The 17,159-nt window shown below is 70.1% G+C and carries 14 protein-coding genes; 8 read left to right on the top strand and 6 right to left on the bottom strand.

Annotated elements, in window-relative coordinates; genetic code table 11:
* Positions 1 to 25 precede the first annotated feature (25 nt).
* Both AWB94_RS14790 and AWB94_RS14795 read right to left on the bottom strand, forming a co-directional pair.
* On the bottom strand, positions 26 to 1,582 hold the full coding sequence (locus tag AWB94_RS14790; protein ID WP_062656161.1) for an aldehyde dehydrogenase (NADP(+)): 1,557 nt from the start codon (positions 1,580 to 1,582) through the stop codon (positions 26 to 28).
* Between the two features lie 123 nt (positions 1,583 to 1,705).
* Positions 1,706 to 2,092 (bottom strand): hypothetical protein, encoded by a 387-nt coding sequence (locus AWB94_RS14795; RefSeq protein ID WP_201029520.1) that lies wholly within the window; start codon positions 2,090 to 2,092, stop codon positions 1,706 to 1,708.
* A 121-nt stretch (positions 2,093 to 2,213) separates the two neighbouring features.
* On the opposite strand from AWB94_RS14795, the gene AWB94_RS14800 reads away from it, so the two are divergent.
* From AWB94_RS14800 to AWB94_RS14820, 5 genes are read left to right on the top strand one after another with little or no spacing between them, the layout of a single operon-like run.
* On the top strand, positions 2,214 to 6,110 hold the full coding sequence (locus AWB94_RS14800; protein ID WP_062655998.1) for a Pls/PosA family non-ribosomal peptide synthetase: 3,897 nt from the start codon (positions 2,214 to 2,216) through the stop codon (positions 6,108 to 6,110).
* Positions 6,107 to 7,462, top strand: a complete 1,356-nt coding sequence (locus AWB94_RS14805) for a M1 family metallopeptidase (protein WP_062655999.1) — start codon at positions 6,107 to 6,109, stop codon at positions 7,460 to 7,462. Before AWB94_RS14800 ends, AWB94_RS14805 begins: the two co-directional genes overlap by 4 nt.
* 7 nt (positions 7,463 to 7,469) lie before the next feature.
* Positions 7,470 to 8,699, top strand: coding sequence for a polysaccharide biosynthesis protein (locus tag AWB94_RS14810; RefSeq protein ID WP_036397693.1), 1,230 nt, complete (start codon positions 7,470 to 7,472; stop codon positions 8,697 to 8,699).
* A 12-nt stretch (positions 8,700 to 8,711) separates the two neighbouring features.
* Complete coding sequence (locus AWB94_RS14815) at positions 8,712 to 9,419, top strand: polyprenyl-phospho-N-acetylgalactosaminyl synthase PpgS (RefSeq protein WP_062656000.1); 708 nt, start codon at positions 8,712 to 8,714, stop codon at positions 9,417 to 9,419.
* Positions 9,416 to 9,757, top strand: a complete 342-nt coding sequence (locus AWB94_RS14820) for a DUF2304 domain-containing protein (protein WP_062656001.1) — start codon at positions 9,416 to 9,418, stop codon at positions 9,755 to 9,757. The genes AWB94_RS14815 and AWB94_RS14820 overlap by 4 nt, the downstream gene beginning before the upstream one ends.
* Here the strand turns inward: AWB94_RS14820 and AWB94_RS14825 are convergent.
* Genes AWB94_RS14825 through AWB94_RS14835 form a run of 3 tightly spaced genes read right to left on the bottom strand, consistent with a single transcriptional unit; the run spans position 9,751 to position 13,101 of the window.
* Entirely contained in the window at positions 9,751 to 10,335 is a 585-nt protein-coding gene (locus AWB94_RS14825; RefSeq protein WP_062656002.1) for a TetR/AcrR family transcriptional regulator, read from the bottom strand. The genes AWB94_RS14820 and AWB94_RS14825 overlap by 7 nt on opposite strands.
* Complete coding sequence (locus AWB94_RS14830) at positions 10,335 to 12,119, bottom strand: N-acyl-D-amino-acid deacylase family protein (protein ID WP_062656003.1); 1,785 nt, start codon at positions 12,117 to 12,119, stop codon at positions 10,335 to 10,337. Before AWB94_RS14830 ends, AWB94_RS14825 begins: the two co-directional genes overlap by 1 nt.
* Positions 12,120 to 12,168: 49 nt before the next feature.
* A complete protein-coding gene (locus AWB94_RS14835) occupies positions 12,169 to 13,101 on the bottom strand; it encodes an NAD-dependent epimerase/dehydratase family protein (protein ID WP_062656004.1) in 933 nt (310 codons plus the stop codon).
* A 47-nt stretch (positions 13,102 to 13,148) separates the two neighbouring features.
* Between AWB94_RS14835 and AWB94_RS14840 the strand changes: the two genes are divergently transcribed.
* Positions 13,149 to 14,924, top strand: a complete 1,776-nt coding sequence (locus AWB94_RS14840; RefSeq protein WP_062656005.1) for a hypothetical protein — start codon at positions 13,149 to 13,151, stop codon at positions 14,922 to 14,924.
* Between the two features lie 70 nt (positions 14,925 to 14,994).
* Positions 14,995 to 15,366, top strand: a complete 372-nt coding sequence (locus tag AWB94_RS14845) for a hypothetical protein (protein WP_062656006.1) — start codon at positions 14,995 to 14,997, stop codon at positions 15,364 to 15,366.
* On the opposite strand, the gene AWB94_RS14850 is transcribed toward AWB94_RS14845, so the two are convergent.
* Positions 15,363 to 15,935 carry a TetR/AcrR family transcriptional regulator gene (locus AWB94_RS14850; RefSeq protein WP_062656163.1) on the bottom strand — a complete coding sequence of 191 codons (573 nt, stop codon included), beginning with the start codon at positions 15,933 to 15,935 and terminating at the stop codon, positions 15,363 to 15,365. The two genes, AWB94_RS14845 and AWB94_RS14850, sit on opposite strands and share 4 nt — an antisense overlap.
* Before the next feature lie 48 nt (positions 15,936 to 15,983).
* Here AWB94_RS14850 and AWB94_RS14855 point away from each other — a divergent pair, with 48 nt between their 5' ends.
* A complete protein-coding gene (locus AWB94_RS14855) occupies positions 15,984 to 16,847 on the top strand; it encodes a lysophospholipid acyltransferase family protein (RefSeq protein WP_062656164.1) in 864 nt (287 codons plus the stop codon).
* Positions 16,848 to 17,159 lie beyond the last annotated feature (312 nt).

Below are 17,159 nucleotides of genomic sequence, written 5' to 3' on the forward strand. Positions count from 1 at the left end.
CTCCTAGCGGAATCGGGGTGGGCGGTCAGTCGCGGGACAGTTGGCCGTCGACCCGGCGCCAGATGCGGTCCGGGTTGCCGTCGGCAATGGCGTTGGGCAGCAACGCCGATGGGACGTCCTGGTAGCACACCGGACGCAGGAAACGCTCGATGGCGCGGGCGCCCACCGAGGTGGTGCGCGCGTCCGAGGTGGCCGGGTACGGCCCGCCGTGCACCATGGCATACCCGACCTCGACGCCGGTGGGCCAGCCGTTGAACAGGATGCGTCCGGCTTTGAGTTCCAGCACGGGCAGCAGCGTGGCCGCGACCCCGTAGTCGGACTCCTCGGCGTGCACGGTGGCCGTCAGTTGCCCCTCCAGCGCGGCGGCGACGCGCACCATCTCGTCGATGTCGGCGCACCGGACCAGCACGCTGGCGGCACCGAACACCTCGGCCTGCAACGCCTCCGAGGCCAGGAACGTCTTGGCATCGGCGCTGAACAGCGCTGCCTGGCACGCGGTTTCGTTGTCAGCGGGCCGGCCCTGCGCCAGCAGGGTGGACTCGGCCCTCAGGGTGGCCACGCCCTTCGCATAGCCGGCGGCGATGCCGGGCGTGAGCATCGGGGTGGCCGCGACCCCGGCGAGCGCGGCCTGGGCGGCGGTCAGGAAGTCCGCCAGGCCCGGGCCGTCCACGGCCAGCACCAACCCGGGATTGGTGCAGAACTGCCCGGATCCCATGGTCAGCGACCCGACGAACGCGGTGCCGATCTCGGCGCCGCGCGTACGCAGCGCACCGTCGAGCAGGAACACCGGGTTGACGGCGCTCATCTCGGCGTACACCGGGATGGGTTCCGGACGCGCCGCCGCCGCGGCCACCAATGCCGTTCCCGCATAACGAGATCCGGTGAATCCGACGGCCTTGATCCGCGGATCGGTGACCAGTGCGGTCCCCAGACCGGGTCCGGAACCGAACAGCAGGGAGAAGGTGCCCGCTGGCATCCCGGCCTGGGCCACCGCGCGGGTGATGGCCGCCCCGACCAATTCGGAGGTACCCGGGTGCGCGTCGTGCGCCTTGACCACCACTGGGCAACCGGCCGCCAGCGCGGAAGCGGTGTCGCCGCCGGCGACGGAGAACGCCAGCGGGAAGTTGCTCGCGCCGAACACCGCGACCGGGCCCAGCGGCACCGCGCGCTGGCGGATGTCGGGGCGCGGCAGGGGGCTGCGATCGGGTTGGGCGGGATCTATGCAGGCGCCGTTCCAACTGCCCTCACGCAGCACCGCCGCGAACAGGCGCAGCTGGCCGGTGGTGCGGCCCACCTCTCCGGTGATGCGGGCCTCGGGCAGGCCGCTCTCGGCGACGGCGCGCTGTACCAGTTCGGCCTTGATGGCCTCGATGCCGGTGGCGACCGACTCCAGGAATCGGGCGCGCTGCTCGGCGGTGGTGGCGCGGTATGGACCGAACGCCTCGGCGGCCGCCACGCAGGCGGCGTCGACGTGCGACTCGTCGCCGTAGTGGAAGGCGGGCTCGAGTGTCTCGCCGGTGGCCGGGTTGAATCCGCGGACCTCGGTGCCGGTTCCGGCGACGGGCGTCCCGGCGATGATCATCTGGCCGGTCGGGCGGGCGGTCAGTTGAGTGGTCACGCGTCCAACGCTAGGACCCCAATCAATTCATGTCCAAGACCGATTTGGCACATACTGATGCGCGAATTGAATGGGCGTGGACCCTGGTCAGGCGGAGATGCGGCCCCGCTCGGTCAGCCGGCGCAGCACGTCCTCGCCGAGACCGCGCAGGTCCTGCGGGGATGCCGACGCGATCAACGTCACCCCGTCGGCCACCTCGGCCGACTCGATATCGGCGATCAGACCGGCCAGACCGTCGACGGTGCCGGCGTAGCGCACGCCCGCGGTCTTGCCGCCCAGCGAGGCATACGCCGCGCGCACGTCGCCGGCGACCGCCACCTCGATATCGAGGATCACCGCAACCCGCTCCGACCCGCCGCGCAGTCGCGCCCTCGCACGCCTGGCCTGGGCCAGGTCCGCGGCCGCCACCCGCACCGCCGGTTCGGCACCGGAGGTCAACTCGCTCCACGCGTCGTCTGCCAGAAATAGCCGCACGGGGTCACGCTAGGCGCCGTAGGTGGGTGTGCACATGGTTGCGATCAGCGAGACCGAATGGGAATGCGCCGGGCCCGTGCGCCGTCACCGGCCCGTCACCGACGCTTAGTAGTTTGTACGGGTGACAGCGGAACCGGTCCCGGTGATTCCCCCTCAGTACCTGTTGTCGTCCTCGGCACCGGAGCCCCGCACGCTGATCGACATCCTCTACGACACCGCGCGCCGTCACCCCGACGCGCCGGCCATCGACGACGGCGAGATCCAGCTGACCTACGCCGAGCTGATCGGCGATATCGAGGAGAGCGTGGCCTGGCTGGCCGCCCGCGGTATCGGCCGCGGCGACCGGATCGGCATCCGGATGCCCTCGGGCAGCTATGCGCTGTACACCGCCATCCTGGCCACCCTGGCCAGCGGCGCCGCCTACGTCCCGGTGGACGCCGACGATCCCGACGAGCGCGCCGCCCTGGTGTTCGGCGAGGCCGATGTGGTCGCGGTGATCACCGAGAAAGGCCTGGTGCGCGGCCCCGGCTCGTCGCGCGGCTGGCGCGCCGCGGCACCGCTCACCAGGGATGACGCCTGGATCATCTTCACCTCCGGCTCGACCGGCACCCCCAAGGGGGTGGCCGTGACACACCGCAACGCGGCGGCGTTCGTCGACGCGGAGGCGCGGATGTTCCTGCAAGCCAATCCGCTGGGGCCCGGGGACCGGGTGCTGGCCGGGTTGTCGGTGGCCTTCGACGCGTCGTGTGAGGAGATGTGGCTGGCCTGGCGGCACGGCGCATGCCTGGTGCCCGCACCCCGGTCGCTGGTGCGCAGCGGCATGGATCTGGGCCCGTGGCTGGTGTCCCGCGACATCACGGTCGTCTCGACGGTCCCGACACTGGCCGCGCTGTGGCCGGCCGAGGCGCTGGAGGCGGTGCGGCTGCTGATCTTCGGTGGTGAGGCCTGCCCGCCGGAACTGGCCGAGCGGCTGGCCACCGGGCCGGATGCCGTCGGCCGCGAGGTGTGGAACACCTACGGCCCCACCGAGGCCACCGTGGTCGCCTGCGCGGCACGCCTGGACGGGAAAGGTCCGGTCAGCATCGGGCTGCCGCTGCCCGGATGGGACCTGGTGGTGGTCGACAAGGAGGGCGCCCCGGTCGGGTACGGCGACGTCGGCGAACTGGTGATCGGCGGGGTGGGGCTGGCCCGCTACCTGGATCCGGACAAGGACGCCGAGAAGTACGCGCCGATGCCCACCCTCGGCTGGGACCGGGCGTATCGCAGCGGCGATCTGGTCCGGCTGGAAGCCGACGGCCTGTACTTCCAGGGCCGCGCCGACGATCAGGTCAAGGTCGGCGGTCGGCGGATCGAACTCGGCGAGGTCGACGCCGCCCTGGTACATCTGCCCGGCGTCAGCGGTGGCGCGGCGGCGGTCCGCAGAACCGCCAGTGGCACCCCACTGCTGGTGGGCTACATCGCCAGCGCCGACCCGGCGTTCGACCTCGCCGCCGCGCGCACCGCGCTGGCCGCCGCGTTGCCCGCTGCGCTGGTGCCCCGGCTGGTGCTGCTCGACGAACTGCCCACCCGCACCTCGGGCAAGGTCGACCGCAACGCGCTGCCCTGGCCACCGCCCGGCGCCGCCGCGCAGGACGAACCCGATCTGGGCACCGGCACCACCGGCTGGCTGGCCGGGCTGTGGCGCGACGTGCTGGGTGCGACGATCGACGGGCCGGAGGCCGACTTCTTCGCACTCGGCGGCGGCTCGCTGTCGGCCGCCCAGTTGGTGACCGCGGTGCGGGCCCGCTATCCGCAGGTGACCGTCGCCGACCTCTATGACCATCCCCGGCTGGGTTCGCTGGCCGGCTATCTCGACGAGTTGGCTCCCCCGCCGCAGGTGCAGACCCGCACGGTCACGCCCACCCCGCTGCGCACCCAGATCGCCCAGGTGCTGCTGTCGGTTCCGCTGGCCACCCTCAGCGGCCTGCAATGGGTGGTGTGGCTGGCCGTGCTCAACAACATGGCCGCCGCGACGCACCTGGTGCCCTGGGCCGTACACCTGAACTGGTGGATCGTCCTGGCCGGTTTCGCGGTGTTCATCACCCCACTGGGCCGGATGGGCATAGCGGTGCTGGGGGCCCGGACCCTGCTGTCCAATCTCCAGCCTGGCACCTACCGGCGCGGCGGGCCGGAGCACCTGCGGGTGTGGTTCGCCGAACGTCTCGCCGACGCCAGCGGCGCGGAGAATCAGGCCGGCGCCCCGTGGCTGGTCTATTACGCGCGCGCCCTCGGCAATTCGGTGGGTAAGGGGGTTGACCTGCATTCGGCCCCGCCGGTCACCGGCATGCTCACCATCGGGCACCGCGCTTCCATCGAACCCGAGGTCGACCTCACCGGGCACTGGATCGACGGTGACCTGTTCCACGTCGGGCCGATCAGCGTCGGCAACGACGCCACCATCGGCGCGCGCACCACCCTGTTCCCCGGCGCCAGCGTCGGGAAGAACGCGGATGTGGCGCCGGGTTCCGGCGTGGTCGGCAAGGTGAAGAACGGGCAGTACTGGAAGGGCTCGCCTGCGGCGAAATCCGGTAAGGCCCGTCACCCCTGGCCCGACCAACGGCCGCCGCGTTCCACGGTGTGGATGGCCGTCTACGCGGTGACGTCGATGTTGTTGGGCGCCTTGCCGTTGGCGGGTGTCGGGGCCGGGCTGGCCGTGCTGGCCTGGGCGGTCCGCGGCACCACCACGCCCACCGCGGCGATCGTGCCGGCGCTGATCTGGACGCCCGTGGCCGCGGTGGCGGCCATGGTCGCCTACGCCGCCCTGACCGTCGTCGGGGTGCGCCTGCTCTCGATCGGCTTGCACGAGGGCTACCATCCGGTGCGCAGCCGGGTGGGCTGGCAGTTGTGGGCCACCGAGCGCCTGATGGACGCCGCCCGCAACTATCTGTTCCCGATCTACGCCGGCCTGCTGACCCCATGGTGGTTGCGGGTGTTGGGCGCCAAGGTCGGCAAGGGCACCGAAATCTCGACGGCCCTGCTGACGCCGAAGTTCACCGTCGTCGAGGACGGCGCCTTCCTGGCCGACGACACCATGGTCGCCTCCTACGAGCTCGGCGGCGGCTGGATCCACGTCGCGCGGGCCACCATCGGCAAGCGCGCGTTCCTGGGCAATTCCGGCATCACCCAGCCCGGGCGCCGGGTGCCCGACGACGGCCTGGTGGCCGTGTTGTCCGCCGCGCCGCACAAGGCCAAGGCCGGCTCGTCGTGGCTGGGCAGCCCACCGATCCGGTTGCGCCGCAACCCCACCGACGCGGACGCGATGCGCACCTTCCATCCGTCGGCGCGGCTGAAGATCATGCGTTCGGTGGTGGAGACCTGCCGCATCATCCCGGTCATCGTGACGTTCGGGATCGGGGTGGCGGTGCTGGGCGCGCTGCAGGCGCTGGCCGGCGGCTACGGGTTCGGCGTCGCCGCACTGGCCGGCGGGTTGGTGCTGCTGCTCGCCGGGGCGGTCGCCGGTGGCATCGCGGTGGTCGCCAAATGGCTTGTGATCGGCCGTATCCGGGCCGTCGAGCATCCGTTGTGGTCATCGTTCGTGTGGCGCAACGAGGTGTCGGACACCTTCGTCGAGACCGTCGCGGCGCCGTGGTTCGCGCGGGCGGCGACCGGCACGCCGGTGATGAACATCTGGTTGCGCGGGCTGGGCGCGAAGATCGGCCGCGGGGTGTGGTGTGAGACGTACTGGCTGCCCGAGGCCGACCTGGTGCGCCTGGACACCGCCAGCACCGTCAACCGCGGCTGCGTCGTGCAGACGCACCTGTTCCACGACAGGATCATGCGGATGGACACCGTGATCCTGGATGCCGGCGCCACCCTGGGTCCGCATTGCGTGGCGCTGCCGGCCAGCCGGATCGGCGCCGGGGCCACCGTCGGCCCGGCATCGCTGGTGATGCGCGGTGACGAGGTGCCGGCGTCCACTCGCTGGCAGGGCAACCCGATCGCGGTGTGGGATCCCTCGCGCAAGAAGAAGAACGGATGAGGTCGAACGCCAGGAAGGCCGCGAAGAAGACCGCCGGGCCGGCCGCGTCCCGTCCGCCGGTCATCGATCCGTACCTGCCCGGCAACGGTAATTTCGGGTACCGGGTGTCCCGTTACGAACTGGACCTGGAGTACAAGGTGTCCAGCAACCGGCTCACCGGGTCGGCCACCATCACCGCGGTGACACTGGCCGAGCTGCGCACCTTCACCCTGGACCTGGCCGACGCCCTGAGCGTGACAAAGGTCGCCGTCAATGGGCGCCGGCCGGATCAGTTCCGATGTTCGAACGGCAAGTTGCACATCACGCTGCCGGCCAAACTTCGCGCCGGCGCGGCGATGACCATCACCGTGCGCTACGGCGGGAACCCCCGGCCGATCCGCAGTGTTTGGGGCGAGGTGGGTTTCGAGGAACTCACCAACGGCGCGCTGGTGGCCGGTCAACCCAACGGGGCGGCGTCCTGGTTCCCCTGTGACGACCATCCGGCCGCCAAGGCCAGCTTCCGGGTCAGGATCGCCACCGACAACCCCTACTATGCGATCGCCAACGGCGAGTTGGTCTCCCGGCAGAGCCGGGCCAGTCTGAACATCTGGACCTACGAGCTGGCCGAGCCCACCTCCACGTACCTGATCACCCTGCAGATCGGGATGTACGAACGGCTGCGGCTGCAGAAGAGCCCGGTGTCGATGTATGCGGTGCTACCGGACCGGTTGCGCCGCAACTTCGATCACGACTTCAGCCGTCAGCCGGAGATGATGAAGCTGTTCATCAGGCTGTTCGGCCCGTATCCGTTGGCCGACGGCTACACCGTCGTGGTCACCGAGGATGATCTGGAAATACCCCTTGAGGCGCAAGGTCTTTCGATCTTCGGCGCCAACCATTGCGATGGCAGACGCGGGGCCGAGCGGTTGATCGCCCACGAGATGGCCCACCAGTGGTTCGGCAATTCGGTGACGGCCCGGCGCTGGCGCGATATCTGGCTGCACGAGGGATTCGCCTGTTATGCCGAGTGGTTGTGGTCCGAGGAGTCCGGTGGGCCCAGCGCCGACGAGCGGGCCCGCTCGTATCACAAACGCCTGCAGCACTCCCCGCAGAACCTGCTGTTGACCGATCCGGGGCCGGCCGACATGTTCGACGACCGCGTGTACAAACGGGGCGCGCTGACGCTGCACGCCCTGCGGAAAGCCATCGGTGATGCCAGTTTCTTTGCGCTGCTGAAGGATTGGACGACGCGGTACCGGCACAGCACCGCGGTCACCGACGACTTCACCGGGCTGGCCGCCAACCACGCCACCGTGTCCCTGCGCCCACTGTGGGATGCCTGGCTGTATTCGACGGCCGTGCCGGACCTGTGACGGTCGGATGACGGAGGGGCCGGTCACGCGGAACAGCGTCGCCAGGGTGGGGGCGGCCACGGTGCTGTCCGCGCTGTGCGGCTACGCCGTGCTGTATCTGGCGGCCCGCAGTCTGGAACCGGCCGGGTTCTCCCTGTTCGGGGTGTTCTGGGGGGCGTTCGGTTTGGTGACCGGCGCCGCCTTCGGCCTGCTGCAGGAGGCCACCAGGGAGGTTCGGGCGGCCCGGCACACCGCCGTGCACACCGGTCCGCGCACCCACCCGATGCGGGTGGCGGCCGGGGTGGGTGTGGCGGCAGCCGTCGTCATCGCGGTGAGCGCACCGTTGTGGTCGGCGCATGTGTTCGTGCAGTCCAGGCTGCTGTCGGTGGTGCTGCTGAGTGTCGGGCTGGCCGGCTTCTGTCTGCACGCCACGCTGCTGGGCATGCTGGCCGGGGTGGACCGCTGGAGCCAGTACGGCGCCCTGATGGTGACCGACGCCGGCATCCGGGTGGTGGTCGCGGTGGCGAGCTTCCTGGCCGGGTGGGGGCTGACCGGCTATCTGTGGGCGACGGTCGCCGGCTCGGTGGCGTGGCTGATCCTGCTGTCGGCCTCACCGGCGAGCCGGGCCGCGGCGGGACTCGCGACACCGGGCGGGGTGCGCACCTTCCTGGCCGGCGCCACCCATTCGATCGCGGCCGCGGGCGCCAGCGCAATCCTGATCATGGGGTTTCCGGTGCTGCTGAAGGCCACCACCCCGCATCTGGGCGCCACCGGCGGGGTGGTGATCCTGGCCGTCACCCTGACCAGGGCACCGCTGCTGGTTCCGCTCACCGCGTTGCAGGGCAACCTGATCGCCTACTTCGTCGACAAACCGCACGAGCGGATGCGTGCCCTGATCACCCCGGCGGTGGCGGTGGCCGGAATCGGGCTGCTCGGCGTGGTCGCGGCCGGGCTGGCCGGGCCGTGGCTGCTGCGCACCGCGTTCGGCCCCGACTACGTGGCCGGCGGGCCGCTGTTGGCCTGGCTGACCGCCGGCGCGGTGGCCATCGCGTTGTTGACGCTGACCGGCGCGGCCACCGTGGCCGCCGCCCTGCAGCGCGCCTATGCGGCCGGTTGGGTCGGCGCCACGGTGGCCGCCGCCCTGCTGTTGCTGCTGCCGGTCGAGCTGGAGACCCGGACGGTGGTGGCGCTGTTGTGCGGCCCGGTGGTGGGAATCGCCGTGCACCTGACCGCGCTGGCGCGGGCATCGGCATCCTGAGCTTGTAGTCTGGTGCGCATCGATACCCCGTACCAGGACGTTTGGATCATCGTCCCCGCCTTCAACGAAGCGAGCGTCATCGCCGACGTCGTCGCCGATTTGCGCACCACCTTTCCCAACGTGGTGTGTGTCGACGACGGCAGCCGGGACGGCACCGCCGAGGCCGCGCACGCCGCCGGTGCGCACCTGGTGCGCCATCCGGTCAACCTCGGCCAGGGCGCGGCCATCCAGACCGGGGTGGAGTACGCCCGGTCACGGCCCGGCGCGGCGGTGTTCGTCACGTTCGACGCCGACGGGCAGCACCGGGTCAAGGACGTGATCCGGATGATCGACCGGCTGGCGCCCGGCCGGTCCGACGAGGTCGACCTGGTGATCGGCACCCGGTTCGGCGGGACGGTCACCCACACCCCGCCGCTCAAACGGATCATCCTGCGGGTGGCGGCCGTCGTCAGCCCGCACAGCCGCAGCCTGGGCCTGACCGATGCGCACAACGGGCTGCGGGTGTTCAACAAGAAGGTCGCCGACGAACTCAACATCACCATGAACGGGATGTCGCATGCCGGTGAGTTCATCGCGCTGGCGGTCGAAAACCGTTGGCGGGTGGCCGAAGAACCGGTCGAGATCCTCTACACCGACTATTCGAAGTCCAAGGGCCAGCCGCTGCTCAACGGGGTCAACATCTTGTTCGACGGTCTGCTGCGCGGAAGGATGCCGCGATGAACTGGATCCAGGTGCTGCTGATCGCCTCGATCATCACCCTGCTGGTGTACCTGCTGCGGTCCCGGCGCAGCGCCCAGGCCAAGGCGTGGGTGAAGCTGGGCTATCTGCTGTTCGTCATCGCCGCCATCTACGCGATCGTGCGGCCCGACGACACCACCGTGGTGGCCAACTGGCTCGGCGTGAAACGCGGCGCCGACCTGCTGGAGTACGCCCTGATCATCGCGTTCCTGTTCACCACCATCAGCACCTATATGCGGTTCAAGGACCTGGAGCTGCGGTACGCGCGGCTGGCGCGGGCGGTGGCGTTGGAGGGAGCCCGCGTCCCCGAAGATCAGTAGCCGCCCAGCAGCTTGGTCAGCAGGGCGATCTTGCGGGCCTCCAGCTCCGGGTCGGGCAGCACCGGGCGCAGCATGGCGGCCCCGTCGAAGGTGTTGGTGAGCAGTGCGGTGACGACGCCGCGGCCCTCGGCCGGGAAGTGTTCGGCGGCGGGTGCCGAGCTTGCCGCCTCGATGATCTTGGCGCGGTATTCGGTGAGCACGTCGGCCAGGGTGGCACGCAGCTTGTCGTCGGTGCGGGCCGCGATCATCAATTCGTAGAGCACGGCGTTGGTGTCGTTGCCGGTGACGTCGCGCAGCACGGTCAGCACGGCGGGCAGCGGCGGTTCCCCGGTGGGGATTTCGGCGACCCGCTTGCTGAACAGTTCCAGTTGGCGGCGCAGCACCTCGTAGGCGGTGGCGGCCATGAAGTCCCCGATGGTCGGGTAGTGCCGGAACAGCGCCCCCACCGACAGTCCGGCCCGTTTGCAGATGACCGCGGCCGACGCTCTGGCGTAACCGATCTCGATGATCGTCTCGATGCTGGCGTCGAGCAATCGGGCGACGGTCTGTTCGCGTCGCTGCTGCTGGGTGCGGGCCATCAGACCGTGGCAGGGTACTGCGTGGCCCCGGTGCCGGCACGCAGGTACCGACCGGATTTGGCGGTCGTTCCGTAGCCGTCGCGGAACTCACCGGCGCGGAACACCACCTGCCCGTTGACGCCGGTGGCGACGACGGTGGCGTCGTTGCGGTTGACCATGCGGCTCAGCCCGCCGTAGAACGGCACCGTCTCCTCGTGATACTCGTTCACCGAATCATCAAGGGCGGCAGGGTCGATCACCACGAAGTCGGCCCGGTCGCCGCGGCGCAGGGTGCCCGCGTCCAGGCCGAACCAGTCGGCCACCTCGGCGGTGAGCCGGTGCACGGCGTGCTCGGTGGTCAGGAACGGCCGGCCGGCGCGGTCGGCGTCGCGCACCCGCTTGAGCAGCCGCAGCGCGTAGTTGTAGAAGGCCATGTTGCGCAGGTGCGCACCGGCATCGGAGAACCCCATGTGCACCGACGGTTCCTTGGCGAGCTTGTCCAGTTGCCTGGGCCGGTGGTTGGCCACGATGGTGGTCCACCGCACGTTGCGTTCGCCGTTCTCGACGAGCACGTCCAGGAAGGCGTCCAGCGGGTGGATGCCGCGCTCGTCGGCCACCTGCCCGAAACTCTTGCCGACCAGTGTCGTATCGGGGCATTCCACGATGGTGGCGTCGTGGAAATCGCGGTGCCAAAGCGCAGGTCCGAGCTTGCGCCGGTCGAACGAGCGGTGGAAGCGCCTGCGGTACTCCGGATCGGCGAGCAGCTTGTTGCGTTCCAGTTGGTCGCGCAGGTGCAGGGCCGCGGTGCCGGCGCCGAACTCCTCGAACACCGGCAGGTCGATACCGTCGGAATACAGTTCGAAGGGGACGGGCAGATGCTGGAAGCGGACCTTGGCGGCCAGCAGCCGGTTCAGCAGCCGGGTGCCCGGCCCCAGCACGTGCACCGCACCGGGCGAGGACTTGGCATCTGCGGAGACCAGCAGGCTCATCTTCACACCGCGGCGCCGCCCGAACTGCGTGCTGCTCTCCAGGAAGAAGTTCAGCGCCTCTTGCACTTTCGCGACGTTCGGCGCGCTCTGCAGGATGCGCCCGCGCTTGCGCAGCACCTTGATCAGCCGCCGGCGTTCCCGCCAGGTGGCGAAGGTGGACGGCAGCGCACGGGACCGGAACCGGTCGCCGTCGAGCTTGTCGATGGCCGCGTCCATCCCGGACAGGCCCAGCATCCCGGCCTCCAGCGCCGCGTCCAGCCGGGCGGCCATGGTCTCCAGTTCGGCGTCGGTCGGTTCGACACCGCGCGTGGTGGCGCGGTCCAGGCCGAGCACCGAGGCCCGCAGGTCCGAATGCCCCAGCAGCGACGCGACATTCGGGCCGAGCGGCAGCGCGTCGATGGCGGCCACGTATTCGGCCGGGGTTGACCAGGTCTTGTGTCCCTGCAGGGCGCCGAGCACGTACTGGCGCGGAACGGCCTCGACGCGGCTGAACAGGTCGGCGGCGTCCTCGCCGTCGGCGTACACCGTCGACAGCGAGCACATGCCCAGCAGCACGGTGGTGACGCCGTGGCGCACGGATTCGCGAAGGCCGGGGTCGAGCAGCACCTCGGCGTCGTAGTGGGTGTGCACGTCGATGAAGCCGGGGACGACCCACTTGCCCGCAGCGTCGATCACGTCGGGGCAGCCGGTCTCGTCGAGCGGCCCGGACGACACGTCGGCGACGACGCCGTCGCGGATCCCGAGCGTGCGGACCAACGGGACGCGTCCCGTTCCGTCGAACCACAGGCCGTCGCGGATGATCACGTCATAGGACATCACGTGAGCCTAGGTTAGATAGCGAGCGCTCACAATCTTTTGACGGTATTCAGTTACGGAAGTAGTCGACCGTCCGCTCGATGCCCTCGTCGATGCCGACCTGCGGGCGCCAGCCCAGTACCTGCGCCGCACGGCTGATGTCCAGCTGCGACTTGCGCAGATCCCCCAGCCGCGGCGGCAGGAACTCCGGATCGTCGGCGGCGCCGGCCGCCTTGGCGATCGCGGTGTGCAGGTCGCGGACGCTGGTGCTGACACCGGTGCCGATGTTGAACCGCTGCCCGCTGCCGGCCTCCCCCGCAGCCTTGACGAAGGCGTCCACCACATCGTCGACGTAGACGTAGTCGCGGCTGTCGGTGCCGTCACCGAAGATCTTGGTGGGCTGCCCGGCCAGCAGCGCCTTGGCGAAGATCGCCACCACGCCGGCCTCACCGTGCGGGTCCTGGCGCGGCCCGTAGACATTGCCCGGCGCGATATGCGAACAGTCCAGCCCGTACAGGTTGCGGAACATGTTGAGGTACACCTCGCCGGCCACCTTGCTCGCCGCGTACGGCGACGCCGGGTCGGTGGGCACCTCCTCGCCGGTGGGGTACACCGGCGGGGTGCCGTACACCGAACCGCCTGAGCTGGTGTGCACGATCTTGCGGACACCGTGCGCCCGGGCCGCCTCGGCCAGCCGGATGGTCCCCACCACGTTGGTGGTCGCATCGAATTGCGGGTTGTCCACCGAGTGGCGCACCGAGATCTGCGCGGCCAGGTGGAAGATGACCTCCGGCTTGGCGTCGGCAACGATGGCATCGAGGTCGGCGTCGACGATATCGGCCTCGACGAAGGTGCAGTCCGGATGGGCTTCAGCCGAGGTCAGGTTGGGCCGCCGGCCCGTGCTGAGATCGTCGATCCCCACCACGGTGTGCCCGTCGGCGAGCAAACGATCGACGAGGGTTGATCCGATGAATCCGGCTGCCCCGGTGACGAGTGTGCGCACGGGCTCACTCTAACGAGCAGATTTGTGCGTCCGTACAGTCGGCGACGATGAAGTGGATCGGCCTGGGCGAGCGAAGCGACGGGAAATGGCTCCGCGCCGCGGTCGCGCTGATCGTGGCACAGCTGGCGATCCGCGCCGTGGTGGCCTTCGGCGGGTACTTCTACTGGGACGACCTGATCCTGATCGGCCGGGCCGGCACCCAGGGCCTGCTGTCCCCGGGCTATCTGTTCGACGACCACGACGGGCACGTGATGCCGGGGGCGTTCCTGGTGGCCGGCGTCATCACCCGGTTGGCCCCGTTTTCCTGGGTGTGGCCGGCCGCCAGCCTGCTGGTGTTGCAGCTGCTGGCGTCGCTGGCGCTGCTGCGGGCGCTGCACGTGATCCTCGGGTGGCGCCCGGTGTTGTTGGTGCCCTTGACGTTCGCGCTGTTCACCCCGTTGACGGTGCCGGCGTTCGCGTGGTGGGCGGCCGGGCTGAATTCACTGCCACTGCAGGCCGCGCTGGCCTGGGTGTGCGGGTCGGCAATCCTGCTGGTGCGCACCGGCGATCGGCGCCACCTCTGGTCGGCGGTGCCGGCGTACTTCGGCGCACTGCTGTTCTTCGAGAAGTCGGCGGTGATCCCGTTCGTCGCGTTCGCGGTGGCCGCCCTGCTGGCGCACGTGCGCGGCGACTCGGTGCGCGCGGTCTGGATGCGCGGCCGGGCCCTGTGGGTGTCGCTGCTGGTGATCACCGTGGCCTGGGTCGGGGTGTACCTGCTCGTCGTCGATCAGAAGCGCTGGACGCTCGACCCGGTGATGACGTGGGACCTGTTGCGCCGCTCGGTGACCCATGCCATCGTCCCGAGCCTGGCCGGCGGGCCATGGGAGTGGCAGCGCTGGGCGCCGGCGTCGCCATGGGCCACTCCCCCGGTCAGCGCCATGGCGCTGGGCTGGTTGGTGCTGGCGGCGGTGCTGGCCGTGTCGCTTGCGCGCAAACGGCGCATCGGTTGGGTGTGGGCGGCCGCCGTCGGCTACGCCGTGGCCTGTCAGGTGCCCATCTATCTCATGCGGTCCTCCCGGTTCACCGCGCTGGAGTTGGCCCAGACGTTGCGCTATCTGCCGGACCTGGTCGTGGTGCTCGCGCTGTTGGCCGCCATCGCATTCTGCGCGCCGAACCGACCGTCTGCGCGCCTGGACGCCTCGGTACCGCGTTCGGTGGCCGTGGCTGCCGTGGCGGTGGCGTTCGTGGCGAGCAGCCTGTATTCGACGGTGACCTTCCTGCAGGTGTGGCGGGACAGCCCGGTGCCCGCCTACCTGGCCAATGCCCGGGCCGGATTGGCCGCGGTCGACACCCCCCTGCTGGATCAAGAGGTGGACCCGCTGATCCTGCAGCGGGTGGCCGCACCGGAGAACCTGGCCAGCCATATGTTCGCGCTCGCCCGACCGCGGCCGGAGTTCGCCTCCGCCACAACGGAACTGCGAATGTTCGACAGCGCGGGACGGCTGCTGGACGCCCAGGTCACCTGGGTGCGCACCATTGTCGAGGGGCCGGCGCCGCATTGCGGTTATCTGGTGCAGCCCGATGACGAGGTCACCATGGCGCTGGACGGGCCGTTGCTGCCCGCGGACTGGACCGCCGAGATCAACTACCTGGCCAACAACGACGGCTCACTGACGATGACGCTGCCCGAGGGGGTACCGGCGAAGGTGCCGGTGCGCCCCGGGCTCAACCGGGTCTTCGTCCGGCTGTCGGGCGCGGGTGCGGCCATCCGGGTGCGCGCCAACACCGCGGCGCTGTCGGTGTGTATCGCGTCGGGTCCGGTCGGATTCGTGGCGCCGAAGTGATGTGGGCCCCGAGGTGATCCCCGGCGTGTGACGCCGGGACTTGTCGGTGCCCTTGCCTACGCTCATACCCATGAGTTGGCCAGATTCCCGACCGTCGGTCGTCGCGCCGTGCCCGCACTGCGACACCGAGACGGTGTGGCTGCAGACGGTGCACGGGGGCTGGCAGCTGTTCGACGCGAAGATGCAGCCGATCAACGACAGCGCGCCGGGCAACAGGTTCGCCATCCAGCGCCGCTCGCGCCAGGTGGTCGATCTGGACAATGTCCTCGAATCCCGCTGGCCGGCAACTTGTCTGAGCCTGCATAGGTTCGGGTGCCCGGACAGTTACGACGACTCCCGGCACTACCGGCGCCGGCCACGTCAGGCCAACGACATCGACCTCGACGATCTGTTCCAGCGCCTGGCGGTGCGCCGGGAGGCGCTGCGCGCCGAGGCCGGTTAACCGCTCGGCGCGGCGACGATCCGGCGCGCCGCCTCGATGACGACGGTCCGGCGGTGTGCGATGGTCGCTTCGTCCGCCGCGCCGGCGACCGCGTCGGGCAGATGCGCCCAGGCCAGCCCCACCCCGAACAGCAGCACGATCAGGTCCTCGGGTTTCCAGGACGGATCCACCCGGCCGTCGGCCTGGGCCGCTCCGATGGCGGCGAGCACCGTGGCGGGGATCGGATGGCCGTCGGTGTCGGGTTCGGGCAGCGCGAAGCCCTCCAACCGGGCCCAGGTGAGCATGCGCAGATGCTCCGGATGGCGGGCGGCCAGATCGTACACGCCGGCCGCGTACTCGGCGACATCCTCGGGCGTCATGGTGACCGATCGGAAGAACTCCGCGGCGTCGGTCAGGGCCACCTCGCGGAACAACGTCTCCTTGTCGCCGAAATGGGCGTACAGGCGCTCCTTGCTGGCCTTGGCGGCTTTCGCGATGCGGTCGATGCGCGCGCCCGCGAGGCCGTGCCGGGCGAATTCGGCGCGCGCCGCGGTGAGGATCTCGTCGCGCAGCTCCGTCGTGGTTCTCACAGCCGGATCATAGCCGTACAAACCAGTTCGTTCGGTACCGTGGTGGACATGTCCGCGCACATCATGACCGACGTGACAGCCCTCATCGACCCGCCGGCGCACATCCGCACGATTCGGCGTGCCGCCGAGACCGTGGTCGACGCGGCGACCCCGCTGGTCGACCTGTACCGGCCGTACCTCGACGGCCTGCACAACCTGCCGCGTGACGGCAGATTCCTGTTGGTGGGCAACCATTCTCAGGCCGGCGTCGAGAGCTTCCTGATTCCCTTCGCGGTCCGCCGCGAACTCGGCGTGCTGGTCCGTCCGCTCACCGACCGCGGCTTCGCCAAGATGCCGTTCCCCGCCGGTGATGTGATGGCGGCCTTCGGTGCCACCGTCGGCGCACCGGAGTCGGCGCGGGAGTTGATGCGCCACGATCAGCCGATCCTGGTCTTCCCCGGCGGCGGCCGCGAGATCGCGAAGTTCAAGGGCGAACAGAACACCCTGCGCTGGGAGGGCCGCGCCGGGTTCGCGCGGCTCTCGGTGGAGCACGACTACCCGATCGTGCCGGCGGCCCTGCTCGGCGGCGACGACGTCTACACCAGCCTGACGCGGCGCGACGGCCGGTGGGGCCGGTTCAGCCAAAGGCTGGCCGAAAGGTTCGGCGGCAAGCCGGACATGGCCATGCCGCTGCTGCGGGGTGTCGGCCCCACGCTGATCCCTCGCCCGCAGCGGATGTACCTGCGCTTCGCCGCGCCCATCGACACCAGCCGGCCGGCCGGAGTCGATGAGCAGACGTGGGTCTCGACGGTGCGCGACGAGACCAAGAAGACGCTGGAACGCACGCTGCAGGAGCTGCAGGACATCCGCGCCCAGGACCCCTACCGGGAGTTGAACCCGCTGGCCTGGCGACGGGCCGTGCAGCCCGCCTGACCTCGCACCCGCGAGCCTCACCGTCAGATCGAGTAGTCGACTACTCGCTACACGCAGACTCTCAGCACCTAGCGTGCGAAGGGCCTGGCGTGCGAAGGGCACTTGCCACCGGGGAGCCTTTTGGGACGAGGGGCCCAAGAGGACACGCTGCCGGCCGTACACGAGATTGCGGTTGTTGCGGACATCAGTCGAATTTCGCCGCAACAACCGCAATCTGGCGGGTGTGGGCCGGGTGGAGCCGCCTGGGGGAATCGAACCCCCGACCTTCTCATTACAAGGCCCCCAGCAGGCGGTCTAACGGTTCACTATCTA

This window comes from Mycolicibacterium canariasense (genome assembly GCF_002101555.1).
Taxonomy (GTDB): domain Bacteria; phylum Actinomycetota; class Actinomycetes; order Mycobacteriales; family Mycobacteriaceae; genus Mycobacterium; species Mycobacterium canariasense.